23 protein-coding genes and 1 pseudogene are annotated in these 25,520 nt (G+C 68.9%); 8 read left to right on the top strand and 16 right to left on the bottom strand.

Going from position 1 to position 25,520, the window contains the following annotated elements:
- Positions 1 to 497: 497 nt before the first annotated feature.
- The 4 genes from M2437_RS03875 to M2437_RS03860 form a co-directional block, all read right to left on the bottom strand.
- On the bottom strand, positions 498 to 2,075 hold the full coding sequence (locus M2437_RS03875) for a Na+/H+ antiporter (RefSeq protein WP_253389417.1): 1,578 nt from the start codon (positions 2,073 to 2,075) through the stop codon (positions 498 to 500).
- Positions 2,076 to 2,172: 97 nt separating this feature from the next.
- The gene (locus M2437_RS03870) at positions 2,173 to 2,925 is read right to left on the bottom strand and encodes an N-acetylmuramoyl-L-alanine amidase (RefSeq protein WP_253389416.1); all 753 of its coding nucleotides are present in this window, start codon (positions 2,923 to 2,925) and stop codon (positions 2,173 to 2,175) included.
- Complete coding sequence (locus M2437_RS03865; RefSeq protein WP_012252648.1) at positions 2,922 to 3,647, bottom strand: TerB family tellurite resistance protein; 726 nt, start codon at positions 3,645 to 3,647, stop codon at positions 2,922 to 2,924. The genes M2437_RS03870 and M2437_RS03865 overlap by 4 nt, the downstream gene beginning before the upstream one ends.
- Before the next feature lie 201 nt (positions 3,648 to 3,848).
- Positions 3,849 to 4,118, bottom strand: a complete 270-nt coding sequence (locus M2437_RS03860; protein WP_012252649.1) for a YMGG-like glycine zipper-containing protein — start codon at positions 4,116 to 4,118, stop codon at positions 3,849 to 3,851.
- A gap of 231 nt (positions 4,119 to 4,349) precedes the next feature.
- Here M2437_RS03860 and M2437_RS03855 point away from each other — a divergent pair, with 231 nt between their 5' ends.
- The 4 genes from M2437_RS03855 to dusA all read left to right on the top strand — a co-directional run bounded on the left by M2437_RS03855 (position 4,350) and on the right by dusA (position 7,162).
- Positions 4,350 to 4,976, top strand: a complete 627-nt coding sequence (locus tag M2437_RS03855) for an urease accessory protein UreE (RefSeq protein WP_253389415.1) — start codon at positions 4,350 to 4,352, stop codon at positions 4,974 to 4,976.
- A 110-nt stretch (positions 4,977 to 5,086) separates the two neighbouring features.
- Positions 5,087 to 5,239: a hypothetical protein gene (locus M2437_RS03850; RefSeq protein WP_253389414.1), complete on the top strand. Its 153-nt coding sequence runs from the start codon at positions 5,087 to 5,089 to the stop codon at positions 5,237 to 5,239.
- Positions 5,240 to 5,565: 326 nt separating this feature from the next.
- Entirely contained in the window at positions 5,566 to 5,766 is a 201-nt protein-coding gene (locus M2437_RS03845) for a hypothetical protein (protein WP_056501553.1), read from the top strand.
- A gap of 373 nt (positions 5,767 to 6,139) precedes the next feature.
- On the top strand, positions 6,140 to 7,162 hold the full coding sequence (dusA, locus tag M2437_RS03840; protein ID WP_253389413.1) for a tRNA dihydrouridine(20/20a) synthase DusA: 1,023 nt from the start codon (positions 6,140 to 6,142) through the stop codon (positions 7,160 to 7,162).
- Positions 7,163 to 7,201: 39 nt separating this feature from the next.
- Here the strand turns inward: dusA and M2437_RS03835 are convergent, their stop codons facing one another.
- The 3 genes from M2437_RS03835 to M2437_RS03825 all read right to left on the bottom strand — a co-directional run bounded on the left by M2437_RS03835 (position 7,202) and on the right by M2437_RS03825 (position 10,631).
- Positions 7,202 to 9,346 carry a putative bifunctional diguanylate cyclase/phosphodiesterase gene (locus M2437_RS03835; RefSeq protein ID WP_309247847.1) on the bottom strand — a complete coding sequence of 715 codons (2,145 nt, stop codon included), beginning with the start codon at positions 9,344 to 9,346 and terminating at the stop codon, positions 7,202 to 7,204.
- Positions 9,347 to 9,649: 303 nt separating this feature from the next.
- Complete coding sequence (locus tag M2437_RS03830; protein ID WP_003603716.1) at positions 9,650 to 10,102, bottom strand: response regulator; 453 nt, start codon at positions 10,100 to 10,102, stop codon at positions 9,650 to 9,652.
- A gap of 61 nt (positions 10,103 to 10,163) precedes the next feature.
- Complete coding sequence (locus tag M2437_RS03825) at positions 10,164 to 10,631, bottom strand: BLUF domain-containing protein (RefSeq protein WP_003603713.1); 468 nt, start codon at positions 10,629 to 10,631, stop codon at positions 10,164 to 10,166.
- Positions 10,632 to 10,865: 234 nt separating this feature from the next.
- Between M2437_RS03825 and M2437_RS03820 the strand changes: the two genes are divergently transcribed.
- Together M2437_RS03820 and flgK are read left to right on the top strand one after the other, a co-directional pair.
- Complete coding sequence (locus M2437_RS03820; RefSeq protein ID WP_056120342.1) at positions 10,866 to 12,248, top strand: flagellar hook protein FlgE; 1,383 nt, start codon at positions 10,866 to 10,868, stop codon at positions 12,246 to 12,248.
- A gap of 26 nt (positions 12,249 to 12,274) precedes the next feature.
- A complete protein-coding gene (gene flgK, locus M2437_RS03815) occupies positions 12,275 to 14,173 on the top strand; it encodes a flagellar hook-associated protein FlgK (RefSeq protein WP_253389411.1) in 1,899 nt (632 codons plus the stop codon).
- 208 nt (positions 14,174 to 14,381) lie between these two features.
- On the opposite strand, the gene M2437_RS03810 is transcribed toward flgK, so the two are convergent.
- The 3 genes from M2437_RS03810 to M2437_RS03800 form a co-directional block, all read right to left on the bottom strand.
- Positions 14,382 to 14,543 (bottom strand): hypothetical protein, encoded by a 162-nt coding sequence (locus tag M2437_RS03810; protein WP_499006476.1) that lies wholly within the window; start codon positions 14,541 to 14,543, stop codon positions 14,382 to 14,384.
- 387 nt (positions 14,544 to 14,930) lie between these two features.
- On the bottom strand, positions 14,931 to 15,473 hold the full coding sequence (locus tag M2437_RS03805; RefSeq protein WP_499006475.1) for a hypothetical protein: 543 nt from the start codon (positions 15,471 to 15,473) through the stop codon (positions 14,931 to 14,933).
- Between the two features lie 3 nt (positions 15,474 to 15,476).
- A complete protein-coding gene (locus M2437_RS03800) occupies positions 15,477 to 15,602 on the bottom strand; it encodes a hypothetical protein (RefSeq protein WP_499006474.1) in 126 nt (41 codons plus the stop codon).
- A 23-nt stretch (positions 15,603 to 15,625) separates the two neighbouring features.
- On the opposite strand from M2437_RS03800, the gene M2437_RS03795 reads away from it, so the two are divergent.
- Entirely contained in the window at positions 15,626 to 15,982 is a 357-nt protein-coding gene (locus M2437_RS03795) for a flagellin (protein WP_499006472.1), read from the top strand.
- 99 nt (positions 15,983 to 16,081) lie between these two features.
- On the opposite strand, the gene M2437_RS03790 is transcribed toward M2437_RS03795, so the two are convergent.
- The 6 genes and pseudogenes from M2437_RS03790 to M2437_RS03765 all read right to left on the bottom strand — a co-directional run bounded on the left by M2437_RS03790 (position 16,082) and on the right by M2437_RS03765 (position 24,385).
- A complete protein-coding gene (locus M2437_RS03790; protein WP_253389409.1) occupies positions 16,082 to 17,377 on the bottom strand; it encodes a DUF4167 domain-containing protein in 1,296 nt (431 codons plus the stop codon).
- A gap of 548 nt (positions 17,378 to 17,925) precedes the next feature.
- A complete protein-coding gene (gene prmC / locus M2437_RS03785) occupies positions 17,926 to 18,816 on the bottom strand; it encodes a peptide chain release factor N(5)-glutamine methyltransferase (RefSeq protein WP_253389408.1) in 891 nt (296 codons plus the stop codon).
- 14 nt (positions 18,817 to 18,830) lie between these two features.
- Positions 18,831 to 19,917 (bottom strand): annotated as a pseudogene (gene prfA / locus M2437_RS03780) (peptide chain release factor 1).
- Between the two features lie 194 nt (positions 19,918 to 20,111).
- Positions 20,112 to 20,771: a DUF2268 domain-containing putative Zn-dependent protease gene (locus M2437_RS03775; RefSeq protein WP_253389406.1), complete on the bottom strand. Its 660-nt coding sequence runs from the start codon at positions 20,769 to 20,771 to the stop codon at positions 20,112 to 20,114.
- A 45-nt stretch (positions 20,772 to 20,816) separates the two neighbouring features.
- A complete protein-coding gene (gene ptsP / locus M2437_RS03770) occupies positions 20,817 to 23,078 on the bottom strand; it encodes a phosphoenolpyruvate--protein phosphotransferase (RefSeq protein ID WP_003599951.1) in 2,262 nt (753 codons plus the stop codon).
- A 71-nt stretch (positions 23,079 to 23,149) separates the two neighbouring features.
- A complete protein-coding gene (locus M2437_RS03765) occupies positions 23,150 to 24,385 on the bottom strand; it encodes an aspartate kinase (protein WP_003599950.1) in 1,236 nt (411 codons plus the stop codon).
- 358 nt (positions 24,386 to 24,743) lie between these two features.
- On the opposite strand from M2437_RS03765, the gene ubiG reads away from it, so the two are divergent.
- Positions 24,744 to 25,490 (top strand): bifunctional 2-polyprenyl-6-hydroxyphenol methylase/3-demethylubiquinol 3-O-methyltransferase UbiG, encoded by a 747-nt coding sequence (ubiG, locus tag M2437_RS03760; RefSeq protein ID WP_253389405.1) that lies wholly within the window; start codon positions 24,744 to 24,746, stop codon positions 25,488 to 25,490.
- The last annotated feature ends 30 nt before the right edge of the window (positions 25,491 to 25,520 follow it).

Here is a 25,520-nt window from a genome sequence, read left to right as displayed (position 1 = left end):
TCGGCATCGGACCTGTTCCCGCCGCGTCCGCGGAAGCGGATGGCAGCGCGAAGACATGAGGGATCGCGGGCACGCCGCGTGGCGCAGGCCATTACGTGTCACGGGGGCAAAAGGTTTTCCCGGCGCGCTTCTGACGGCCGTCCCCGTCGTCGCCGCCTCGGGCCCGCGAGCTTTACCGCATCGGACCTTTATTCGCCCAGGATTTCTGAATGCTTCCAGGAGAGATACACAATTTCTTGCAACAGATTGCGGACCATGACCTGGACGGCAATACCGGAAACAAATCTCATGAAATGACCCACCGATAGGAAGCTCGCATCAAGATTGTATCCACTCGACCGCGCAGCATCTGCAATCGCGATAAAACGAGGCTTTTCGGCAAATCGAAGGCCAATCTAAGTGATTGCTCTAAATCCTAAGCCAAAGATCAGAATATGAATTCATTTTCTGCAATTTAAAAGTGAATTCGCTCGAAACATTAGCCTTCTGGAAGCACATCAGGCCTCGCCGCGCGGCGTCGCATTGAGTTCGGCCCAATCGAGTTCTTCTTCCAGCACGAGATAAGCATCGTCGCCGATCCGGCCGTTCCGGCGCAGGGTCAGGAGGCGGTCGCGGGCGGCGTGGATCGCGCGGCGGCGGGGCTCGTCGGTCGGCAGCCCTTCCGGAGCGAGTCCCTCCTCATGCGCTTCGGCCTGGGCCAGCGCGGCATGGAACTCCCGGCGCAGGGCGTCCGCCGCCTCCGAGCGGTCGTTCTTGAGGGCCTCGACCGCGGCGCCGTAGGCCTCGGCCCGCGCCCGGCCGACCTCGCGGCCGACAGGATCGCTATCCTCCAGCCCGAGCCATCCGAGGATCGGGCGCAGGCTCAAGCCCTGGAGCACCAACGTACCGATCACCACGCAGAAGGCGGTGAGCACGATCAGGTCGCGATAGGGAAACGCGCCGCCCTCAGGCCCGCCCTCGGGCAGGGCCAAGGCCGTGGCGATGGTGACGAGGCCGCGCATCCCCGACCACGAGACGGCAAAGCCGGCGCCGAGACCGAGATCGCGGGCCGGGCCAAGATCGTCCGGCTGATCGGAGGCTATGCCGAAGCCGACACGGCGGATGGCGCTCGCCGGCAAAACCCAGGCAATGCGAACGAGGATCACGGTGACGACCACGGCTCCGCCGACGGAGGCATAGGCGAATTCCTGCTCGGGCGTCATCCGCGCCAGGATCGGCCCGATCTGCTCGCCGATCAGCACGAAGGCGAGGACGTTGAGCACGAAGATCGCCGTTTCCCAGACCGCGTTCGAGATCACCCGCGGGCGCGGCGAGGTCTGGCCGGGGGCGTAGCGGGCGACGGTGATGGCGAAGCTGACCACGGTGAGCACCCCGGACAGTTCCATCGCCTCGGCGGCGATCCAGAGGCCGAAGGCAGCCGCGAATTGCAGCACGATGACGCTCGCCGGCTCATCGACGCGGCGCAGGATCCGCAGGTAGACGAGCGCGGCGAGCGGCCCCGCCACGAGGCTGCCGACGACACCGATCAGGAAGGCTGGCGCCACCTCGGCAAAGGCGAGATGGCCGGTCATCGCCGCCGCCACGCCGAGCCGGTAGATCAGCAGCGAGGCGGCATCGTTCAGAAGGCTCTCGCCGCGCAGGATCGTGGCGAGGCGGTGCGGCAGGGAGACGTGGTTGAGCACCGACAGCGCCGCCACGGCGTCCGGCGGAGCGACGATCGCCCCGAGCACGATGGCGGCAGCGAGCGGCATGTCCGGCACGAGCCACAAAGCGACCGCCGCGACCGCCGCGGTCGTGGCCGCCACCGCGCCGACGGCGAGCCCGGCGATGGGGCGGGCATTGCGCACGAGGTCGCGCAGCGACGTGCTGTAGCCGGCATCCATCAGAACGGGCGCGAGGAACAGGGCGAGCGCCAGCTCCGGATCGAGCGTGAGGCTCGGCACGCCGGGCACGAAGGCGAGCCCGACACCACCCAGGGCCAGGAAGGCGGGATAGGGCGCGCGCAGGCGCCGCGCCAGGGCAGCGAGCAGAACCGCGCCGACCAAGACGCCGACGATCCAGTGGAACACGAACATGAAGGGAAACGGGTCCGACGCGCCCCCGTGCCGATGAGGGTGGCAACGGAACGCCGGGCGACCGGGTTTCTTTCCGAATTCTTCGGCCCGGCCGCAGTTAGACCGGCCGGGAGGCGATCAGATCGCGCAGGGTCGTGATCGTGGAGGAATCCGCGACGCCGTCGATGCGAGCCGGCCGGAAGTGGCGCTGGAAGGCGGTGACGACCGCGCGCATCGCCGCGTCGAAGTGGCCGGTGACCGGCTGCTCGTAGCCGTAGAGCGCCAACATCGCCTGCAGGGCCTCGACTGGCTGGCCGGTGTCGCCCATGGCGAAGAAGCGGCCATCCCGCACGGGCGCCGGCGGCACCCAGTGCCCGACGCCCTCACGCGCCAGCCGCTCCCAGGGAAAGTCTTCGCCCGGATCCTCCTTGCGTGCGGGCGCCACGTCGGAATGGGCGAGCACACGGGGGCCGGGGATCGCGCGGCGGAGGACGATGTCGCGGGCCAGCGCGATCACCGCGGCGATCTGCACCTCCGGATAGGGCGGGAGCCCGCCGGCATGGCCGGGATGGGCGATCTCGATGCCGATGGAGCGGGAGTTGATGTCGCGCACGCCCGCCCAGGCTCCGGCGCCCGCGTGCCAGGCCCGGTCGGCCTCCGGCACCATCTGCACGACGCGTCCGTCCTCGAACACGAAGTAATGGGCCGAGACCTCGGCGGATGGGTCGCACAGGCGCTCCAGCGCACCCTGCGCCGTCGGCATGCCGGTGTAGTGCAGGATCAGCATATCGAGGCTGTCCCCGACCCGCGCGCCGCGGTTCGGCGAGGCGACGACAGCCTCAGCCAGGGAGCTGTCCGGGGAAAAACTCACGTTAGTCCCCGCTCGGCCGCGATCCGGTCCCAGGCGGCGTTGATGGCCGCGAGCCGGTGCGTCGCGATCGCCACCGCCTCCGGCGGCAATCCGCGGGCCAGCGCCCGGTCGGGATGGTTCTCGGCCACGAGCCGCCGGTACTGCGCCTTGAGGTCGGCGGGGTCGGCGGAGCGTTCGAGGCCGAGCACGAGGTAGGGGTCGTCGGCGAGCCGCACATGCCGGGCGGCGATCCGGCGGAAGGCCGCCTCGTCGAGACCGAAGATCCCGGCAACGGAGCGCAGGTAGCGCTCTTCGCCCTCGTGGATCGCCCCGTCGGCGGTGGCGATGTGGAACAGGCCGTCGAGCACGTCCTCGAGCAGAGCCGGCTCCTCGCCGAAGGTCGCGGCGAGCTGCCCGGCATAGGCCTCGAAGCCGTCGGTCGTCGCCTTGGCGAGGTCGAACAGGCGCTGGACACCCGCGCGCGCTTCGGGCTCGACCTGCACCACCCGCCCGAAGGCCTGGACCTCGGACTCCGTCACCACGCCGTCGGACTTCGCCATCTTGGCCGCGAGCGCCACGAGCCCCGTCGTGAACAGGACGTCCCGGGGCGTCGGGCCGAAGGGCGCGCCCTCGCGATCGACGAGAAAGTGGCCGGCGACCGATCCGACCAGCGCCCCGATCGGCCCGCCAACCAGCACGCCGATCCCGGCCCCGCCGATCTTGCCCCACAGGCCGGTGCTCATCGGGCGCCGCCCGCAACGGGAGAGCGGAAGCGTGAGGGATCCAGGGGGGACAAGGGCGGTTCCGAAGACATTCAGAGGGAGCGGTCGTCACGGCTTAACGCCGCAAAGCGTACCGCAGCGCAAGCCCGGTGCTTTAATCGACCGCAAAAGAAAAGGGCCGGAGCTTGCCGCTCCGGCCCTCCCCCATGAACCGCTTCGCGATCAGCGGCAGTAGACGTTGCCGTACTCGTCGCGGAACGTGCCGTAGGGGCAGCGCGGCGCCGTCGCGGCACCGGCAATGGCACCACCCGCGCCGCCGATCGCGGCACCGGCCAGCGCACCGCCCGCACGACCGGTGGCGAGGCCGCCGACCGCCGCGCCGAGGCCCGCACCGAGGGCGGCACCGCCCAGCGCCCGATCCTGAGGCGTGTTGCAGGCACCGAGCGAGAGCGCGAGGCTGCCCGCGAGGGCGGCGGCAATGAGTCTCTTCATGGTGGTCCGAACTCCCTTGTGCATCGGCGATCGGGCCATTTGCCGGCGCGGGGCACCGTTTTGGCCTTGGTTTGTCACCGGCCGCCATCGACGGCACATGAAACGGCCAAGATTGGGGCAGGTTGCATCGGCGCATGACTTTTCGCCCTGCGCCTGCCATCTGAAGGCGCGCCTGTTGCAAAATCGCCCGGTTTCGGCTCGCTGCCGACGGGCCCCTATCCGAGGATCACCATGCCCAAAGCCAGCCTGATCGTCCGCAAGGCCGCCGTTCGGCCCGATCTCGTCGTCGACACGGTGACCCTCGACCACGCCGCCCGGGGTCAGGCGCATGCGCACCTGACCACGGCGGGCGGCTTGTCCGTCGATCTCCACCTGGATCGTGCCGCGGGCCTTGAGGACGGCGATGCGCTGAAGCTCGAGGACGGGCGCCTCGTGGCCGTGCGTGCCGCCGAAGAAGCGCTTCTGGAAGTCCGCGCCGGCAATCCGGCCCGGCTGCTGCGGCTCGCCTGGCAGCTCGGCGGTGAGCATGTCCCCGCGGAGGTCGGCGCGGAGGTTCTCTATGTGCCGGCCAGCGCCGCCGAGCTGATCCGCGGCGCCGGCTGCTCGGCCGAGCCGGTGAACCGCCCGTTCAAGCCGGAAAAGGCTGCGCACGATCACAGCCAGTGCGGCCACGACCATCATCATCACGGCCACGAAGCCCATACGCATGACGCTCATGGCCATGAAGCCAAGGCTCACCGTGACCACGCCCATCATGACCATGATCACGGGCACAGCCACGCCCACGCAGGCTGCGGGCACGATCACAGCCATGACCACAGCCATGAGCACGGCCATAGCCACCGCCACGAACACTGAGCGGCGCTAGGAAGATCGCGTGCGCGGCGTGGGCATGCCCCGCCGCGCCCCCCCGGAACGCGTTGCGGCGCGCGAGGGTTAACCGGAAAGTTGAATTCCGGGAGAGAGCCGTGGCGGAAATCAGCGTCCTCCAGAACGGCGACGGACTCTGGGCGGTCACCGCACAGGGCCTCGTTGTCACCGGCTTGACCAGGGAGGGCGCGGAAGCCTTCGCAGCAAGCTTTCTCAGGCTCGGCGATCAGCAGCCGGCGCAGAAATCGTAGCCGCTTGCGGGATAGGCATTCTGTCATCACGCCCCGGATCGAACCTGCACGGCTTGTGTGCACGGACCGCGCAAGGACGCCGCAGACACACGCAATCAGCCCGCAACTTGTGCAGATCTCCGGCGATCACGACGACAGAAAAAGCCCGTTCCGGTATCGAAGAAGCGGACAGTGCGCGATGCGCCTTAGCTTGGTGTCTCTCATGAAACGCCCCTTCGTCGCGGCAAGGGGAAAACGCTCGGTGACCGAGAGTTTCGTGAGGCACTCTCGTCGGCGTTGCACAGGCGGAATCCCGTTCGGATCGATGCCGCACCAGGAGAGATGACGTGCAACAGGCGCAAGCAAGCCGCGAAGATCGGATCAGGGCCGTGGCCGCCGTCATCGCGCAGTATGACGTCACCAGCAGACAATTGCCCAGCAGCGGCCGACTGCCCCATGATCTCGCCCGCGCGCTCGCCGAACGTGCGGTGGATGCCGTGATGGCAGCCGACAGCACCCTGCGTCAGCCATTCTCGAAAGGTGCGTGAAAGCCGAGAGCCGTGTCCGAACCGATGGCGTCAGGTCGGCGTCTCTCGGTGTTTGGTTTGACGCGCAAGATGCGGATGCCGCTTCGACCGGTGCGCCCGCCTCCCGCCGAACGCTCGGATCTCGCGACGGCGGTGCTCTTCGCTTTTGAGGCTGGCCGATGCGTGGTATCCGGGCGCGCATTGCGTACATCGTCCTGAACAATGGCTTGCAGCCTGCGGAATCAACCAGATCGAACGCTGGCCGCATCGGCTTTTCGGCGGCCGATCGCCGGCGGTTCAGGCCGAGGCTCGTACGCCTTCGATCGAGCCGCCCAAGCGACGATCCTCGCGGATGGCTCGAAGCGGACCAGCATCGAAACGGAACAGGGCGCACGTGTCGACCCCGGCTGAAAAACTGAACGAACTCAGCGGGTGGCGCTTCAGCGTCGCACCGATGATGGATTGGACCGACCGGCAGTGCCGCGCGTTCCACCGAACCCTGTCGCGCCGGGCGCGGCTCTATACCGAGATGGTGACGACCGGGGCCGTGCTGCACGGGGACCGGGAGCGGCTGCTCGGTTTCGACGCCTACGAGCAGCCGTTGGCGGTGCAGCTCGGCGGCTCCAACCCGGACGACCTCGCGGCGGCGGCGCGGATCGCCGCCGATTTCGGCTATGCCGAGATCAACCTCAATGTCGGCTGCCCTTCAGACCGGGTGCAGGATGGACGCTTCGGTGCCTGCCTGATGCGCGAGCCGGGCCTCGTGGGCGCCTGCGTGGCGGCCATGAAGGCGGCCGTCCCGGTGCCGGTGACCGTGAAGTGCCGCCTCGGCGTCGATGATCAGGATATCGAGGAAGCCCTGGACGCCGTGGCCGACGCCGTGGTCGCGGCGGGGGTCGACGGACTCGTCGTGCATGCCCGCAAGGCCTGGCTTAAAGGTCTCTCGCCGCGCGAGAACCGGGACGTGCCGCCGCTCGATTACGGCCGCGTCGCTCGGCTGAAGCGGGCGCATCCGGATCTGCCGATCGCGGTCAATGGCGGGATCGCCGACATCGCTGCCGCCAAGGCGAGGCTCGGCGAGGTCGATGGCGTGATGATCGGCCGGGCCGCCTACACCGAGCCGGCGCTGCTGCTCGATGTCGATGCCGAGCTGTTCGGCGAACCGGCGCCCGTCGCCGATGCCTTCGCCGCGGTCGAGGCCTTCGAGCCCATCGTCGCGGCAGGGCTCGAACGCGGCCTGCGGCTTCATGCCTATACCCGGCACATGCTTGGCCTGTTCAACGGGCGGCCCGGAGCGCGGGCCTTTCGCCGGCATCTCGCCACCGCCGGGATGGGCCCAGAGGCGGGCCTCGCCACCCTGCGTGAGGCGGTGGCCAAGGTATCTCGGGACCGTGCGCCGGCTTCCGAAGCGGCCTGATTTCCGGCGATCGACGGCAAGCGCGATCGGATCAGGGCTTCACGCGGCGCGGCGTTTCCGGCCGTTCCAGATATCGAGCAGGGCCGGGAGTTCGCTCGCCGGCACCGGTGGGCTGAACAGGTAGCCTTGCACCTCGTCGCAGCCCTCCTCGCGCAGCCAAGCGAGTTGCTCCGGTGTCTCGACGCCTTCCGCGGTCGTCGTCATCCCGAGGCTGGAAGCGAGGCTGACCACCGCCCGCACGATGAAACCGGAGCCCTGCTCCACCGTCAGGTCGCGGGTGAAGGACTGATCCACCTTCATCTTGTCGAAGGGGAAGCTGCGCAGGTAGCTCAAACTGGAATAGCCGGTGCCGAAATCGTCCATGGCGATCCGGGCGCCGAGGTCCCGCAGCCCGTGCAGGATCGCCACCGTGGCGCTGCCGTTCACCAGCAGCACGCTCTCGGTGATCTCCAGTTCGAGGCGGCGGGCGGAGAGGCCGCTCTCGGCGAGCGCCGCCTGTACCGTTCCGATCAGCGCGATCGAGGTGAACTGCGCCGCCGAGACGTTGACCGCGACCTTGAGGCTGTCCGGCCAGTTCGAGGCTTCACGACAGGCGCGGCGGAGCACCCACTCGCCCAGGGGCACGATGAGGCCGATCTCCTCGGCGAGCGGCACGAACTCGGCCGGTGAGACGCGCCCGCGGGTGGGGTGGGTCCAGCGCAGCAGCGCCTCGAAGCCGCTGATGCGCTCCTCGGCGAGGTCGTAGATCGGCTGATAATGCAGGTCGAACGCTTCCGCCTCGAAGGCGGCGCGCAGGTCGAGTTCGAGGGCGCGCCGGGCCTGGAGGCGCGCATCCATCTGCGCCTCGAAGAACCGGAACACACCGCGCCCGTCGTCCTTGGCGCGGTAGAGGGCGACGTCGGCGCATTGCATCAGCCGCTCGGGTTCCAGCCCGTCTCCGGGCGCGAGCGCGATGCCGATGCTGACGCCGACGATGACGGAGTGATGGGTCAGCGCGTAGGGAGCATTGACCACGTCGAGGATGCGTTGCGCCAGGGTGGCGGCATCGGCCGGCGTCGCGACGCTTGCCTGGATGATCGCGAACTCGTCGCCGCCGAGACGGGCGACGGTGTCGACCTCGCGCAGGCAGGCCCTGAGGCGGTGCGCCACCGACCGCAGCAACTCGTCGCCGACAGCGTGGCCGAGGGTGTCGTTGACCTGCTTGAAGTTGTCGAGGTCGAGGCAGAGCACGGCGAAACCGGTCTCGCGCCGTGCCCGGGTGATCGCCCCCTCGATCCGCTCGCGCAGCAGCACGCGGTTGGGCAGGTCGGTGACGGCATCGTGCCGGGCCATGTGGGCGATGCGGTTCTCGGCGTTCCAGCGTTCGGTCGCTTCCTCGTAGATCGCCACGAAGCCGCCGCCGGCAATCGGCTGGATCTCGACGGCGACGACGCGTCCGTCGGCGAGATGCTGGATCTGGGTCGGAACGGCATCGGCCCCCATCATCACGCCGATCTCGGCAATGCACTCGTCCTCGCTCCGGTCCGGCTGATCACCGGTCCCGACATTGCTGCGCAGCACTTCCAGCGCCGACATGCCGGGGGTCACGGCCCCCGGAGGCAGCCGGTAGATCTCGTGGTAGCGGCGGTTGACCACCAGCAGCCGGTGATCGCGATCGTAGAGTAGAAAGCCGAGGGAGAGGGTATCGAGCGCCGCGTTCAAACGGGCGATGCGATCGCTCAACGCGTCCTCGCGAAGCTTCAGGGCCGCAATGTCGGTGAGGATGGCCGGGTCGGCCCCGTCACCGAGCCGAGGGCGGTCGGCGAGCAGGCGGCGCCCGTCCGGAAGTCGGGTCTTGCCGGAGGCGCATGCCGGGAGAGGCCGGAGCGCGACGGCGGGAGCGGTCGCCAGGGCGATGCCTTCGGCGGCCTGCATCGCGCGGGTGAGGCTGCGGGCGAGCCAGCGCAGGATCAGGCAGACGAGAACGAGGGCGAGGATGGCCGCGCCCCCGACGACTGTGAGCCTCAGGGTCGGCTCGGCGGAGAGCGAGGCTATCAGCGCGATGGCAGCAAAGCCGGCAACGGTCAGGCAGAGTCCCGAGCCTGTCCGCAGCAAGTGCCTGCCAACCGTCTCTCGGCCGCCCTCCCCGCTTCCCAGACTCGTCCGCCGACCGGCGACTTCCTGACCTTCGGCCTGCGCCTGCATCGGTCGTCCACCCCCTTCTTCGTTCCCGGCAAAATGCCCGGATCCGGTTAAGAGTGCCTCACGAAGCGCCAACCATAGGTCGGTTTTCTTCGGAAACGGCGATCAGACCGAGTGCTCTGCGAAGGATCCGGCGTGCCACTCGGCGTATCGCGCTCGCATGGACCGACGGGCGTGGACGGCTTTTGGCTCGCGGCAAGGGCACAGCGAAGACGTCGTTGGAAATGCGTAACGCCGGACGGCGCGGCGCGGCATCCTTGATGGACTACCGAACAGGCGAAAACGCCGCCGGTCAGAACTCGACGATCAGAACTTGCCGAGCAGCGGGAATTCCTGGCTCAGCGTCGATTCGGCGGGCAGCGGCGCCTCGCGACGGCGCGGCTTGCGGTTGAGCACCTGCTTCAGCTTCGTCTTCAGGAGGTTGATGTCGAACGGCTTGAGGATGAAGGCGTCGGCGCCCGCGACGTGGGCGTGGTTGATGTCCTCGAAGTCGAACGAGGTCTCGGTAAGGATGAAGGGCGTGTTCATCAGGCTGTCGTCGGCCCGGATCTCGCGCAGGAGCTGAAGCCCGTCCATCGGCTCCATGGCGAGATCGGAGATGACGAGGGCGTAGCGGCGCTCCCGCATCCGGATGAGCGCCTCGGCTCCGTCCGACACGCCCTCGACGTCCGGGAAACCGAGGCGGGTCATCAGCTCGATGATCAGCCGCAGAAGCTTAGGCTGGTCATCGACGATGAGGATGGGAAGCGTGTCGCTCATGGCGTCCGGGGTCGCGTCTCAACGGGATCTCTGAAAGGCGGGCTGGAGGCAGCCCACCCACTCAAACGAACAGATGGTCGATGCCCTGCTTGGCCATCGATTCGGCTTGGAGCGTGACGGCCAGGCCGTGGATCGCGCTGCTCTTGGGCGTGCCCCGTTGCAGCATCGGCAGAAGGCCGGATTTGGCGAAATGCGGCTCGTTGGCCGCCGTGCGGCTCACGGTGGTGAAGGAGCTGACGAACTCCCGCTTGGCGATTTCGCGCCACTCGACGATCTGCACGTCGCGGTGGCGCGAATCGGCGGCAATCCGCTGGAAGGTCTCGTTGACCGACTGGCGTTCGCCCTCGACGACCTGGATCGCGAAATTCTGGTCGATGATCAGAAAGCTCGTGATCACGGCGAACTCGTTCTTCTTCTGAGCCTGACGGGTGATGTCGCCGATCTGCTTCGCGCGCAGAGCCGGCTCGTTCGAGATGGTCAGGCGTGAGAAGTAGATCAGGTGGACGAGGCTCGTCCTCTTGTTCTTCATGAATCCCGTCCGACGCGACAACTCGCAGCTACATTAGCGGGCATGGCGATAACGGGCCGTAAACACGGCTGGACCCGGCAGAATCTGCCGAACGGTCCGTACCCACCCGTCCGAAACTGCCGAGCCGCGGCAAGCCCATTCTAATGATATCAATAACTTAGCTTTGGCACGCGCGTTGCGCTCTCGATCTTCAGATCCGCCGCTTCTTGCGGTCTTTTGGAGCGAGCGAACGCCATGGACGTCTTTTCCGCGCTTCAGACCGCGGTTTCGGGCCTGAAGGCGCAGTCCTTCTCGTTGAGCAACATCTCGGGCAACATCGCGAACTCGCAGACGACCGGCTACAAGCGCATCGACACCAGCTTCGTCGACATGCTCGTCGACGGCGACGCGAAGAGCCAGACCGCGGGTTCGGTCGGCGCCTTCTCGGAGCTCACCAACTCGATCCAGGGCAACAAGGTCTCGACCGGCGTCTCCACCAATATGGCGATCGACGGCCAGGGCTTCTTCGCCGTGCGCAAGAAGACCACCGATGCCGGCGGCGGCGAAGGCTTCACCGCCGGAAACCTCTATACCCGCCGTGGCGATTTCGCCCCGGACAAGGACGGTTACCTCGTCAACACCGCGGGTGCCTACCTCGTCGGCGCGAGCCTCGACCCGGTCACCGGTCAGACCAACGGAACGGGGCCGATCAAGATCTCGAACGCGGTCATCCCGGCCAAGCCGACGACGACGATCACCTACTCGGCCAACCTGCCCAAATCCCCCGCCACCACCAACGCCGCCTCGACGCAGGGCCTGCTCTCCGCCTTCAGCGACGGGACCGACGCGCGGGTGACGCCGGCCAACGGCGCCACCACCGGCAGCGTCTCCCAGACCAATGCGCAAAGCTTCATCGACAACAGCATCGCCGGCCCGGCCCTGACCGTCTACACCGCCTCCGGCGCCCCCGTGAGCGTTCAGAGCCGGTGGGCGAAGGTGGCCGCCGCCGACACCGCGGCCGGCACGAGCGACACCTGGAACCTCTTCACCGCCGACAAGACCAGCGTCAACGGCAACCAGGCGAGCTGGACCAATATCGGCCAGGCCTTCACCTTCAGTCCCAGCGGGCAGATGACCGCCCCGACCGGGAAGACGGTTCCGATCAGCAATCTGACCGTCGACGGCGTCAATGTCGGCGAGGTCACTCTCGATCTCAGCGGGGGCCTCACGCAGTACGCCGCCGCCTCCGGCACCGTGACGACCAACGATCTCAAGCAGAACGGCTACGCCTCCGGCACGCTGAACTCCGTCGAAGTCGGCGAGAACGGCATCATCAGTGGCAAGTATTCCAACGGCTCGGTGATCGGGCTGGCCCGGGTCGAGGTGGCGCAGTTCGTCAATCCCGACGGGCTGAAGCCGGATTCGCTGGGCAATTACCAGCAGACCGTCGCCTCGGGCGAGCCGATCGTCGGGCTGAAGGATTCGACCGTCGTCGGGGCGAATGTCGAGCAGTCGAATACGGACATTGCCGCGGAATTTTCGAAGATGATCGTTACCCAACAGGCCTACTCTGCCAACACCCGGGTGATGTCGACGGCGCAGACGATGATCTCCGATCTGCTGAACGTCATCCGCTGACGAACCCCTGAGGGAGGAGAAGCGCCTTGGCCCTCGACGCGTTCAGCACGGCCACCGCCGGCCTGCGGGTCACGCAGGCTCAGATCGGGGTCGTCTCGCAGAACATCGCCAATGTCGGCACGGCCGGCTATGTCCGGCGCACGCTCGCGCCCATCACCTCGGGCTCGGGGAATGCCGGCGTGGCGACCGGCACGGTCGCGCGGGCGCTCGACGCGGCCGCGCTCAAGCAGCTGCGCGCCGAAAGCTCGGGGGCCGCCTACACCTCGCTGATGTCCAAGACCCGCACGCAGCTCGACACGCTGTACGGGCGGCCCGGAGACGCCTCGGCGCTCGACGGGGTGTTCAACAACTTCACGCTCTCGCTCCAGACCCTGGCCGCCAACCCGACCTCGACGGCCGCGCGGGCGACGGTGCTTAGCGCGGCCAACGACCTCGCCACGCGCATCGGCAGCGCCGCCAACGGGGTTCAGGCCCTGCGCTCGGGGCTGGAATCGCAACTCGCCACCGATACCGAGAAGGCCAGCGGCCTGCTCGCACAACTGGCCAAGCTCAACACCCGCATCGTCGCGACCGCGTCCGGCGACGCGAGCCGGCCCGAACTCGAGGATCAGCGCGACCAAGCGCTGACCAGCCTGTCGGGCCTCATCGACATCAACGCCGTTCCTCAGAGCGACGGCAGCGTGAGCGTGCTGACCAGCTCCGGCGTCACCCTGCTCGACCGCTCCAACGCCGCCTCGCTCCGCTTCGATGCCCGCGGCACGCTCTCGGCCAACGCGCTCTACGCCACCGACCCATCGCAGAGCGGCGTCGGCACCATCGTCGCGTCGACGCCCGGCGGCGGCAAGATCGATCTGCTCGGCTCCGGGGCGATACGCTCCGGCTCGATCGCCGCCGCGATCGAGCTGCGCGATACGGTGCTGCCTCAGGCCCAGCGCCAGCTCGACGACCTCGCGGCGGGGCTGTCGCGCGCGATGTCCGACCGACTGGCCACCGGCACGGTCCCCACCGACGGCACCACGGGGGGCTTCGACATCGACCTGACCGGTCTCTCGGCCGGCAACGCCATCACCTTGACGGTTCAGGACGGGAGCGGCACGCAGCGCAACCTCATCCTGATGCCGTCCTACCAGAATCCGGCCCCTGCCATTCCCGCCGGCGCCACCGACGACGCGAACGCCACGGTGATTCCGTTCTCGATCCGGCGGCCGGATGCGGTCCCCGCCCGCACCGCGGACGAGGTTCGCAGCGCGATCACCGCGGCGCTGGGCGGCGGGTACACGGTGTCGAGCGTGCCCGGCGGCGAGGCCGGCGCGATGCGCATCCTCTCGAGCGGCGGGGCCACCCTGGTCGCGGCGAGCGCCAGCGTGACGCAGGTCACCGCGGCGGGCGACATCAAGGGCTCCGCCACGCAGATCCCGCTCTTCGTCGACGGCGCGTCCGCTGCGCTCTACACCGGCTCCTTCGACGGCGGCTCGCAGCTTACGGGCTTTGCCCAGCGCATCGCCGTGAACCCGGCGGTGGTCGGCAGCGCCGCGAGCCTCGTCGGCGTCACCGGGACGGGCGCGGCGAGCGGCATCGGCGACGGAACCCGACCGCAGGCCCTGTTCACCGCGCTGACGAGCACCCAGCGCCTCTTCTCCTCGTCGAGTGGCATCAGCGGCATCGACGCCCCGACCCGGTCGAGCGTCGCCGACTTCGTCCAGGGCGTCATCTCGGTGCAGGGTGCGGCGGCGGCGGCGGCGCAGGATCTCGACGAGGGACAGAGCATCGCCCTCTCGACGGCGCAGGGGCGCTTCGCCTCCGCCTCGGGCGTCAACATCGACGAGGAGATGTCGAACCTGATCGCGCTCCAGCAGGCCTACGCGGCCAATGCCCGCGTGCTCACCGCCGCTCGCGACATGATCGACACCCTGCTCAGGATTTAGGTGCGGAGCCGCCGATGACCATCACCGCTTTCGCCGCCGGCACCTACCGCTTCGACCGCCAGTCGGCGAGCCTCGTCAGCATGAAGAACCAGCTCGACGGGCTGGCTCAGCAGCTCTCGACCGGGCGTACCGCCGAAACCTATGGCGGCCTGGGCGTCGCGCGCACGACCAGTCTCAGCGCGCACGCGGCGATCAGCGCGCAGGACGGCTACCTCGCGGCGATCGGCTCGGCCGAGACCCGGGTGAAGCTCACGAGCGCCAGCCTCACCCAGCTCAAGGCACTCTCCGACAGCACCCGCTCGAACCTCACCGGCATCGTCGCCACCCGCAACGAGAAGCTGCCGTCGGCCACCGTGCAGCTTGCCGCCAACAACCTCTCGGCGGCCGTCGATGCCCTGAACCAGCAGGCGGCCGGGGTCTACGTCTTCTCGGGGCGGGCGACCGAGACGGCGCCGGTCGTCTCCGACCAAGCCATCCTGGATGGTATCCCAGCCGAGGGCCTCGACGGTCTCAGGACCCTGATCGCCGAGCAGAAGAAGGCCGATCTCGGCCCCTCGGGCAATGGCCGCCTGACCCAGAGCGTCGGCACCCGGACGATCGGCTTGTCGGAGGATTCCAGTGCCGAAGCGCGGGCGAATTTCGGCTTTACCCTCATGGCCGCGTCGAGTTCGAACAGCGCCACGCTCGGTGCGAACGTCGTCGCCGGGTCGAAGCCCGACGTCGCCTTGCGCTTTGCCGAGCAGCCTGCCGAAGGCGCTCAGGTGCGGGTGGTGGTGCAGCTCGCCGACGGCAGCCAGACGACCCTCGACCTCACGGCCCGTGCGGGTGAGGCCGGCAATGCGGCCGGAGCCTTCTCCATCGGAGCCACCAAGGAAGAGACCGCCGCGAACCTGAAGCGGGCGCTCGGCGGAGCCGACATCGCCAGCGTGCAGAGCGCGACCCCGCCCGGCGTGGCGGCGGACTTCAGCAACGGCCAGGCGGCCACGGCGACCCTGACCGTCGGCAGCAATCCCGCACCCGGCGACACGATCACGCTCAAGCTCGGCATGCATGACGGCACGACCAAGTCGATCACTCTGACCGCCGCCGCCACGGCCGGGGCCGACTCCGCGACGGCCTTCGCCATCGGCGCGACGCCGGAGGAGACGACCGCGAACCTCTCCCGCACGCTCCAGAACGCCCTGACGACGGCGGCCAACACCGAACTCTCGGCGAGTTCGGCCGGCCGCGCCTCGCTGAACTTCTTCGAGGGCTCGCCCGCCGCCGGCCTGAGCCCGCGGCGCGTCGCGGCGGACGGCAACGGCTACGCCGAGACCGCGAGCGCCAAGACCGTGATCTGGTACAAGGGCGACACCGCTTCCGACCCGCGGGCGACGGCGACGGTGCAGGCCGGCACTAGCCGGACGGTCGAGATCGGCGCGCAGGCCAACGAGGAGGCGATCCGCCGGACGCTTGCCGGGATCGCTGCGATGGCGGCGGAAAACTTCACCACCGGGACCGGGAACGGTCGACACGGCACGGTTCGAGGCGGTCTCCAGCCGGGCGGCGAACCTGCTCACCGCGGGCACCAGCCAGCAGAGCCTGGAGCAGATCGGCACCGATTTCGGCTTGGCCGCCAGCAGCATGGCCAATGCGAAGTCGGTGGCCAACACCACCAAGGCGACCCTGCAGGACTCCCTCGACGGGGTCGATACGGTCTCGACGGAAGAGGTCGCGGCCAAGCTCTTGAGCCTGCAGACGCAGTTGCAGGCGAGCTACAAGGTCACCTCGATCCTCTCCGAGATGAGCCTCGTCAACTATCTCCGCTGATCCGAGTGGGACGCGTATCGCTCAGCCCGCGCCGCCCTGGCGCAGGCGCCAAACGAAAGCGGCCCGAGGAAATCCTCGGGCCGCTTTCATTTGGTTCGCTTACTCAGCCGCGTCCGGCGTGTCGGTCTTCTCGGGAGCCGCCTCGTCCTCGGGGCCCTTGTAGCGGGTCCGGCGGCGGCGCGGCTTGGGCGCGGGCGCCTCCTCGGCCGATGACGGCGCTTCGGGGGCGGGAGCCGCCTCGCGCGGCTCCGGCGCGGCGCGCGCAACCGGTGCCTCGGGGGACGGCGGGGGCGTGGGGTTACGGGTCGCCGTCATCAGGAAGGCGGGCAGCGCCGACGGATCGGCCGCCTCGGCCGCGGCGGCGCGGCTGGCTTCGCTCGCACGTCCGCGTCCGCGCCGCGGCGCCGGGCTGTCGGGGCGCTGGGGCGTCTCGGTCCGTGCTGCAGGCTCGGCGCGGGTGTCCTGACGCGGCTCTTGCCGGGGTTCCTGCCGAGGCTCTTGCCGCGATTCCTGGCGAGGCTCCTGACGCGGGGCCTCGGGCGCCTCGTTGCGACCGTTCTCGAAGCGGCCGGCGTCGCGACGGTTCTCGCGACCCTGCGGCTCGCGGCCCTGGTTGTCGCGGCCTTGAAATTCACGACCTTGATTGTCCCGGCCCTGATTCTCACGGCCGTCTTGGGGCTGCTGCCCGAAATCCTGCCGGTAATCCTGACGCCGGTCCTGGCGGTAATCCTGCCGCGGGCCGTCCTGACGGGGATAGTCCTGACGATCCTGACGCTCGGGCCGATCCTGCCGGTCTTGGCGGTCAGGCCGGTCTTGGCGGTCAGGCCGGTCCTGGCGATCCTGACGGAAGTCCTGCCGCGGCTCGCCGCGGTTGTAATCCGGCCGGTTGCCCTCGAAGCGCTGGCCCCGGTCGTTGCGATCGTTGCGGTCGCGGCCCTGTTCGCGGGGCTGGAAGCGCTGGTTCCGGTCGTTGCGATCGTTGCGCTGAGGACGGCCGTCGAAGTCGTGGCGCTCGAACGGCTGCGGCTGCTGCGTCGGGTCACCGTACTCATCGGTGCCGTAGCCGAGCCCCTGGCGACCGCCCTCGGCGCCCTGGCCCTGCACGGTCTCGTCGTCGCCTTCCTCGTCCTCGTCGAAGCCGTTGCGGGCATAGCCCTGCGTGACCTGCGGACGGCCGGGCTCCTGAGCGCCGGTGATGATCCGGAAATAGTGCTCGCCGTGCTGGAAGTAGTTCTCGGCAGCCACCGGATCGCCGCTCGCAAGGGCGTCGCGCGCCAACTGTGCGTACTTGTCGGCGATATGCTGAGCGGTGCCGCGGATTTTGACGTCGGGACCGTTCGACTCGTAAGAGCGCGTCAGCGGATTCGGACCCTTGGGCCGATTGCGACCCCGCATCCGTCGATTCTGGTTTGGTCTCATCGGCCTCGATTGACCCTCGTTACCTGTCGCTCAGCGTGACTGACAGTGCTGGAGCTTGGCTCGCGGACAGGGCGAGCCGGGCGCAAGGCGCCCGACCGCGCTTCATTCCGCGATGTTTGCCGCTCGTCTGGTGGCTGCGCTCGGTTTTGGCGCGCCGCGAGACATCCCTCGACTGTCAGGTTCGATATCACCGAGCCTAGCCGCGACTGCCGGAGCGCGTCCGCTCGATGATGGGAAGACCGTCCGAAGCCGGAGGACACGGTCAAAACCGATCCTGCCGATACCGTTTAAAAGAGTGCCTCACAAAACTCCCGGTTCTCGGGAGCTCCCTTTGGCCTGTGGGGCGCAGCGGGAGTTTTGTGAGAGACGCTCAACGGACCATTGGCGGCCTGCATCTCTAAGCTAGTGACTGACGCCCTCGACAACAAGCATTTTTTCGTGGCCAAGGCGGCTTATGCCGGAATTGTGCAGGTTTATCGGCCATTCGCGTCGCGGCCCGGCGCGAAATCCGCTTCCTCGATCCGTCACCTGCCCGCCAAGGATGGCCGAAGCGTGACGACCCGGTCGTTGCCCGCGAGATCCTGGCCGACACCGATATCCTCGAATCCCGCCTCCTGCGCGAGACGGGTCAGGGCGTTTGCCTGATCGTAGCCGATCTCCAGCACGAGCGCGCCCTGCGCCGAGAGCAGGCCCGGCCGCCGGGCGACATCCGCGAGGATCGCCCGGTAGGCGTCGAGGCCGTCGGCTCCGCCGTCGAGGGCCGCCTGCGGATCGTGCAGGCGAACCTCCGGTTCGAGCGTCGCGATGACGGGGGCGGCGATGTAGGGCGGGTTCGAGACGATGAGGTCGAAGGGCCCCTCCAGCGCATTGAGCCAGGAGCCGCACAGGAAGGCGGCCCGATCGGCGACACCGTTCGCCGCCGCGTTCCGGCGGGCGATCGCCAGCGCCGCCGCCGACCGGTCGAGGCCGATGCCGAGCGCGCCCGGCCGCTCGTGTAGCAGAGCCACGAGGATGCAGCCGGAGCCGGTGCCGAGATCGATCAGGCGCAGCGGCCGCTCGCGCTCCGGCAACAGGCGGAGTGCCGTCTCCACGACGCTCTCCGTGTCGGGCCGCGGCACCAGCGTTTCCGGGCCGAGGGCGAAGGGCAGCCCCCAGAACTCCCAGGCGCCGAGGATCCGCGCCACCGGCTCGCCCGCGAGCCGCCGCTCGGCCGCCTGCCGGATCGCCTCCGCCCCGGCCACGCCGAGCAGTTCGCGCCCGCGCAGCGTCAGGTCGAGGGGGGTGAGCGAGAGGGTGTGCAGCAGGAGGAAGCGCGCATCCGAGCGCGCGTTCGGCAGGCCGGCCCCTTCGAAGGTCTGGACGAGATGCCGCAGGGCGGCTTCGCGGGGAAGCGTCGGTGCAAAGCTGGGGCTCATGCCGGCCCCAACCCTCACGCCATTCCCTCGGCGGCCAGCAGCTCGGCCTGATGCTCGGTCACCAGGGCGTCGATCACTTCGTCGAGCGCCTGGCCGGCCATGACCTCCTCCAGCTTGTAGAGGGTCAGGTTGATGCGGTGGTCGGTGACGCGGCCTTGCGGGAAATTGTAGGTGCGGATGCGCTCCGAGCGGTCGCCGGAGCCGACCTGCGCCTTGCGGTCGGCGGCCCGTGCCGAATCCTTGGCGGTGCGCTCGGCGTCGAACAGCTTCGAGCGCAGGAGGGACATCGCCCGGGCGCGGTTCTTGTGCTGCGAGCGCTCCTCCTGGACGAACACCACCACGCCGGTCGGAATATGCGTGATGCGGATCGCCGATTCCGTCTTGTTGACGTGCTGGCCGCCCGCGCCCTGCGCCCGCATGGTGTCGATCTTCAGGTCGGCCTCGTTGACGACGATGTCGACCTCTTCCGCCTCGGGCAGCACCGCGACGGTGGCGGCGGAGGTATGGATGCGCCCCTGCGTCTCGGTGTCGGGCACGCGCTGGACGCGGTGGGCCCCGCTCTCGAACTTGAGGCGCGAGAACACGCTGCGGCCCTTCACTTCGGCCACGACTTCGCGATAGCCGCCGGCCGTGCCCTCGCTCTCCGAGATCACCTCGACGCGCCAGCCCTTCGACTCGGCGTAGCGCGCGTACATGCGGAACAGGTCGCCCGCGAACAGGGCCGCCTCGTCACCGCCGGTGCCGGCGCGAATTTCGAGGATGGCACTCTTCTCGTCGGCGGCATCCTTCGGCAGCAGGATCAGTTGCAGCGCGCGGTGGGCCTGTTCGAGCGCCTCCTCGGCCTCCGGCTTCTCCTCGGGCGGCGAGCGCGCGCATCTCCGGATCGCCGCCCGGCTCGTCGATCATCGCCCGGATGCCAGCGAGGTTGGCCTCCGCCAGCCGGTAATGATGGATCGCGGCCGCGACGCCGTCGAGTTCGGACAATTCGCGGGAGAGTTGCACGATGCTCCCAGCATCGGCCGAACCGTCGGCGAGTTGCGCCGTGACGATGTCGTGCCGCGCCAGGATGGCGTCGAGGCGATCGGAAGGAATGGGGGTCATCGCCTGTAAGGATACTCGTCGATGGTGCGCGTCAAATCGGAAGGGGACGGGGCGGATCGCACGGCCGCTTCGGCGGGCTCGCCGGAACGACACCGTTCATGGCGGTCCGACCGGCACCCGTTACCCGTGCGGCGACCGGGAGGGAAGATGCGCCGGGTCTGACCGGCCGCGCATCCGGGTCGTTCAAGGGCCGCTCACGCCGCAGCGGACCACGGAGACGCCGCCAGCACGGACTCCGCCGGCACGTTCACCCAGATCGCGCCATCGGGCTCGGGGTTGGCGGCGAGCCAGTCGCCGACGATCCGGTAGCCGAGGGTGTATCCGAGCCAGCGCGGATGACGGCCGCCCGCTCCGAAGAACCAGCCGGCGTGATCGTGATTGGGCGCCCGGAGCTCTGCCGCACTCGGGAGATGGGCCCGCAGGGCCGCGTCGTCCAGGGCGCATTCCCAGGGTTCGGGAGGCGCCTTGAAGAGCGTCCCGGCGAACTGTCCGGCCAATCCCTCGCTGACGATCGCCTCACCCAGCGTTCGGCCGTATCCGGGCCCGGCAAAGCGACGGCAGTGATGCACCTCGTGGGCGATCGTCCGCCGGATGTCGCCGGTATCGAGGCTCGCCGCGAAGTTCGGGTTGAGCGGGTCGACCGTGAGCCCGCACAGGCTCGGCCGATAGGCGCGGCCGGCCGTTCCGACCTCCGGGATGACCGCGCCGGTCACAAGCTCCACGAGGATGTCCAACCGGAACGGCGGCAGGACGCCCGCCACGGCGGTCCGGGCGACCTCGATCTCCGCTGCGATCCGCTCGCGCCAGGGCGCGAGGTCGCCCTCGGCCTCCAGCCAGTGCACCTGCCAATCCACCCGTTTTCCTCTCGCAGGCTGGGGCCGATGTCGGTCGCCGCGATCCTAAATCGGCACACCGTTCGCCTTGGCATAGGCGGCCAGGGCGGGCCGGACCGAGGCGCCATCGGTCACCCGGGTCAGCTCGGACTGGATCAACGCCGCGACCTCGGCGGCATCGGCGGAGAGCACCATCGCCTTGACCGGGCCGATCGAGGCCGGCGACATCGAGAAATCGCGAAACCCTAAGCCGATCAGCGCCAGCGCCTCCAACGGACGGCCGCCGATCTCGCCGCAGACGGTCGCCGGGCAGCCCTGCGCCGCGGAGCGCTCGGCGATGAGGCGGAAGGCGCGCATCGCCGCCCCGCACAGGGGATCGAAGCGGTTGGCCACGCGCCGGTTCTCGCGATCGACGGCGAACAGGAACTGCATCAGGTCGTTCGAGCCGACCGACAGAAAATCCGCCTCGCGGGCGATCTCGTCGATCTGGAACAGCAGCGAGGGCACCTCGACCATCGCGCCGAGGCGGCAATCGCTCGGCAAGGCGTAGCCGTGGCGGCGCAGATGCGCCTTCTCGCGATCGACGATGTCGCGGGCGCGGATGAACTCCTCGACGGTGGCGACCATCGGGAACATGATCTTGATCGGTCGCCCCGCCGCCGCCTTGAGCAGCGCCCGCAACTGCACCCGCAGCAAAGCCGGCCGGTCGAGGCCGATGCGGATCGCCCGCCAGCCGAGCGCCGGGTTCTCCTCTTCCAGCGCCGGCATGTAGGGGAGGATCTTGTCGCCGCCGATGTCCAGGGTGCGGATCGTGACCGGCAGGTCGCCGGTGGCCGAATAGACCGCCTCGTAGAGCGTCTGCTGTTCGGCGGCCGAGGGCATCCGCTCGGCGATCATGAATTGCAGCTCGGTGCGGAACAGGCCGACACCCTCCGCCCCGGTCTCGTGCAAATGCGTCAGATCGACGAGCAGGCCGGCATTGAGGTGCAGGCCGATCTTCACGCCGTCGCGGGTGACGGCGGGCACGTCGCGCAGGGCCCGGTACTGCTCTTGCCGCCGGGCGCGCAGGCGCACCATCTCGGCATAGGACGCCTCGACCTCGGGGGTCGGCCGGATCTGCACCTCGCCCGACAGGCCATCGACGATGATCGCGTCGCCCGAATCGCACAGGCTCGTGGCGTTGGCGATCTCGCCGACCGCCGGGATGCCGAGCGCGCGGGCGACGATGGCGATGTGGCTCGTCGGCCCGCCCTCCTCCAGCACCACGCCGCGTAAGCGAGCCCGGTCGTAGTCGAGGAGTGCCGCCGGGCCCATGGAGCGGGCGACCAGGATCGCGTTCTCCGGCAGGCCGTCGCCGTTCTGGCTCTCCTGGCCGACGAGGCGGCGCAGCAGGCGGTTGGCGAGGTCGTCGAGATCGTGGAGGCGGTCGCGCAGGTAAGGATCGCTCTGGCGCAGCATCCGGGCGCGGTTGTCCGACTGCACCCGCTCGACCGCGGCCTCCGCCGTCAGGCCCGACTGCACCGCCTCGCGCATCCGCCGCAGCCAGCCCTTGTCATGGGCAAACATCCGCACCGTCTCGAGGATCTCGCGGGATTCGCCCGAGCCGATGCCGTCGCCGCGTTCGACCAACTCGTCGATGGCCGAGCGCACGTCCTCGATCGCCGCCTCCAGCCGCTCCATCTCGCGCTCGACGTTCTCGGCGATCAGCGTCTTCACGACGATGCGCGGCTCGTGCAGCACGACGTGTCCGAGGCCGATCCCGTCGGCGAGCGCGACGCCGCGCTGGCTCACCGGACGGCGCGCCGCGGTGCCGGCGCCGGGCGACAGCGCCTGGAGTTCACCCGAAGCGATCAGCTCGGCCAGCACCATGGCGGTGGTCTGGAGCGCCTCGATCTCCTCCTCGGAATAGACGCGGTAGGTCTTGTTCTGGACCACCAGCACGCCGAGCGTATTCCCGGCCCGCAGCAGCGGCACGCCGAGGAAGGCGTGGTAGATTTCCTCGCCCGTTTCCGGACGATACGAGAACGAGGGGTGCGACTGCGCGTCGGACAGCGCCAGCGGCTCGGCGGTCTTGGCGATCAGGCCGACGAGGCCTTCATCGGCGCGCATGCGGGTGATGTGAACCGCGTCGCGGTTCAGACCCTCGGTTGCAAACAGTTCGAGGGTGTTGTCATCGCGCACCACATAGACCGAGCACACCTCGGCGATCACGTTCGCCGCGATGAGGACGACGATCCGGTCGAGACGCTGCTGCGGACTGACCGGCTCCGCCATGGCTTCGCGGAGCCGGCGCAGCAGCAGGCGCGGGCCTCCGGGCGCAGCGGGCATCGTGTCGTCAATCCGGGTCGGCCGGCGCAACCCTGGCATGAGAGCCGTGGGGCCGACGCCGACGGGAACGGTCAGGCCTGGTCGAGGCCGTATAGCGAGTGGAGCGTACGGACGGCAAGCTCCGTGTAGGCGGCGTCGATCAGGACCGAGAACTTGATCTCGGAGGTGGTGATCGCGCGAATGTTGATACCCTTCTGCGCCAGCGCCCGGAAGGCCTTGGCTGCAACGCCCGCATGCGAGCGCATGCCGACGCCGATCGCCGAGACCTTGACCACGTCGGTGGCGCCCTCGATTTGGCCGAACTGGATCGTGTCGCGCTGGGCGTCGAGGATGGCGCGGGAGCGCTCGTAATCGGCCGCCGGCACGGTGAAGGTCATGTCGGTGGTCGATTGATCGCCGGACACGGTCTGGATGATCATGTCGACATTGATGTTGGCATCCGCCAGCGGTCCGAAGATCGCTGCGGCGATGCCGGGGCTGTCCTTCACGGCGCGCAGGGTGATCTGCGCCTCGTCCTTCGAGAAGGCGATGCCGGTGATGATCTGCTGTTCCACGATTTGGTCCTCGTCGCAGATGAGGGTGCCCGGCCGCGCGGCATCGGGGGGATCGAAGGAGGAGCGCACCGTGGTCGGCACCCGGTGCACCATGGCGAGCTCGACGGAGCGCACCTGGAGCACCTTGGCGCCCAAGGACGCCATCTCCAGCATCTCCTCGAAGGTCACGCGCTCCATGCGCTGGGCCTTGGGCACCACGCGGGGATCGGTGGTGTAGACCCCGTCCACGTCGGTGTAGATGTCGCAGCGCTCCGCGCCGATGGCGGCGGCGATTGCCACCGCGGACGTGTCCGAGCCGCCGCGTCCCAGCGTCGCGATCCGGCCGGTCTGCGGATTCACGCCCTGGAAGCCGGAGATGACGGCGACCTCGCCGCGCTTGAAGCTCTCGTCGAGATTCGTCGGATCAATGCCCTCGATCCGGGCCGAGCCATGCGCATCGGAGGTGTGGATCGGGATCTGCCAGCCCTGCCAGGAGCGGGCCTTGATCCCGTCCTTGTTGAGCGCGATGGCGAGAAGCCCCGAGGTGACCTGCTCGCCCGAGGCCACGACCGTGTCGTACTCCGCCGCACCGTAGAGCGGGTCGGCGTCCTTGACCCAGCCGACCAGTTCGTTGGTCTTGCCCGACATCGCCGAGACCACGACCGCGACCTCGTAGCCGGCCGCGACCTCACGGGCGACGTGGCGCGCCACGTTGCGGATGCGGTCGACGTTGGCGACAGAGGTGCCGCCGAATTTCATCACCAAACGGGGCATGTCGCGTCCGGTCTGCTCATCTTATCCCTACGGTGCCGGCCGTGAGGCCGGCGCGCCGCGTCACATGGAAAACAACACGGCGCGGCTGTACCGGGGATGCGACCGGCGGGTACAAGGGCCCCCCGGCCGTGTCAATCGGACGGCAGGACCAGCGCCATCGCTCGAAGCGTGATGGCGCTTCATTCCGGGCGCGAAGAGCGCACTGCGGAGCGGGTTCGAGGACCGGAACGGTCGCTCGAACACAGAAGCGGAGCGAGAGCCGAGGCCGCGGGGGCGGCCGCCGGCGCTTGAGGCCAGCTGAAAAACAGCGCAATCGCGTTCAAGCGATTGCGCTGCCACAGGTTCAAACGATGCGAAAGTGAGCCGGATGACGGGTGCCTCGATCGATCGGGACGAAGTGGCGCGCTTCGACGCCCTGGCCGCGCGCTGGTGGGACGAGCGCGGGCCGATGGCGGTTCTGCACAAGTTCAATCCCGTCCGGGTCGGCTACATCCGCGACGAGGCCTGCCGCATCTTCGATCGCGACCCGGCCACGCCCTTTCCCCTCGAAGGGCTCAGCGTCATCGATATCGGCTGCGGCGGCGGCGTTCTGTCGGAGCCGCTGGCCCGGCTCGGCGCGACGGTGACGGGCCTCGATCCGGCGACCGGCAACGTCGCGGCCGCCCGCGCCCATGCGGAGGCGGAAGGCCTCACTATCGATTACCGCGACGAGACCATTGAGGCGGTGGCCGCCCGCGGCGAACGCTTCGACATCGTGCTTGCTATGGAGGTGGTCGAGCACGTCTCCGACCGCACGGGTTTTCTGCGCGCGTGCTGCACGACGGTGAAGCCCGGCGGCCTGCTGTTTGCCGCCACCATCAACCGGACGATGCGCTCCTTCGCGCTCGCCATCGTCGGCGCCGAATATGTCCTGCGTTGGCTGCCGCGGGGCACCCACGATTGGGAGAAGTTCGTGACGCCGCGGGAGCTGTCCGCCGACATCACGGCGGGCGGCCTCACCGTCACCGACACGACCGGTGTGGTCTACAATCCGCTCAACGATTCCTGGCGCGCGAGCCGCGACACGGGGGTGAACTACATGGTGGCGGCGAACCGCCCCGCCTGAACGAAGCGGGCGGGTGTTCGTTGAGGGTTT

It is taken from the genome of Methylorubrum pseudosasae, from assembly GCF_029504475.1.
Taxonomy (GTDB): domain Bacteria; phylum Pseudomonadota; class Alphaproteobacteria; order Rhizobiales; family Beijerinckiaceae; genus Methylobacterium; species Methylobacterium extorquens.
This window is presented reverse-complemented; position numbering and strand designations above follow the sequence as displayed.

What these genes read in the sequence shown, in the direction of transcription:
- M2437_RS03830 (WP_003603716.1), bottom strand. Translation starts at nt 10,102, where the DNA reads ATGAGCGACACGCTTCCCATCCTCATCGTCGATGACCAGCCTAAGCTT.
- M2437_RS03765 (WP_003599950.1), bottom strand. Translation starts at nt 24,385, where the DNA reads ATGCCCCGTTTGGTGATGAAATTCGGCGGCACCTCTGTCGCCAACGTC.
- M2437_RS03825 (WP_003603713.1), bottom strand. Translation starts at nt 10,631, where the DNA reads ATGAAGAACAAGAGGACGAGCCTCGTCCACCTGATCTACTTCTCACGC.
- M2437_RS03820 (WP_056120342.1), top strand. Translation starts at nt 10,866, where the DNA reads ATGGACGTCTTTTCCGCGCTTCAGACCGCGGTTTCGGGCCTGAAGGCG.
- prmC (WP_253389408.1), bottom strand. Translation starts at nt 18,816, where the DNA reads ATGAGCCCCAGCTTTGCACCGACGCTTCCCCGCGAAGCCGCCCTGCGG.
- ptsP (WP_003599951.1), bottom strand. Translation starts at nt 23,078, where the DNA reads ATGCCCGCTGCGCCCGGAGGCCCGCGCCTGCTGCTGCGCCGGCTCCGC.
- M2437_RS03865 (WP_012252648.1), bottom strand. Translation starts at nt 3,647, where the DNA reads ATGAGCACCGGCCTGTGGGGCAAGATCGGCGGGGCCGGGATCGGCGTG.
- M2437_RS03835 (WP_309247847.1), bottom strand. Translation starts at nt 9,346, where the DNA reads ATGCAGGCGCAGGCCGAAGGTCAGGAAGTCGCCGGTCGGCGGACGAGT.
- M2437_RS03875 (WP_253389417.1), bottom strand. Translation starts at nt 2,075, where the DNA reads ATGTTCGTGTTCCACTGGATCGTCGGCGTCTTGGTCGGCGCGGTTCTG.
- M2437_RS03860 (WP_012252649.1), bottom strand. Translation starts at nt 4,118, where the DNA reads ATGAAGAGACTCATTGCCGCCGCCCTCGCGGGCAGCCTCGCGCTCTCG.
- M2437_RS03855 (WP_253389415.1), top strand. Translation starts at nt 4,350, where the DNA reads ATGCCCAAAGCCAGCCTGATCGTCCGCAAGGCCGCCGTTCGGCCCGAT.
- M2437_RS03790 (WP_253389409.1), bottom strand. Translation starts at nt 17,377, where the DNA reads ATGCGGGGTCGCAATCGGCCCAAGGGTCCGAATCCGCTGACGCGCTCT.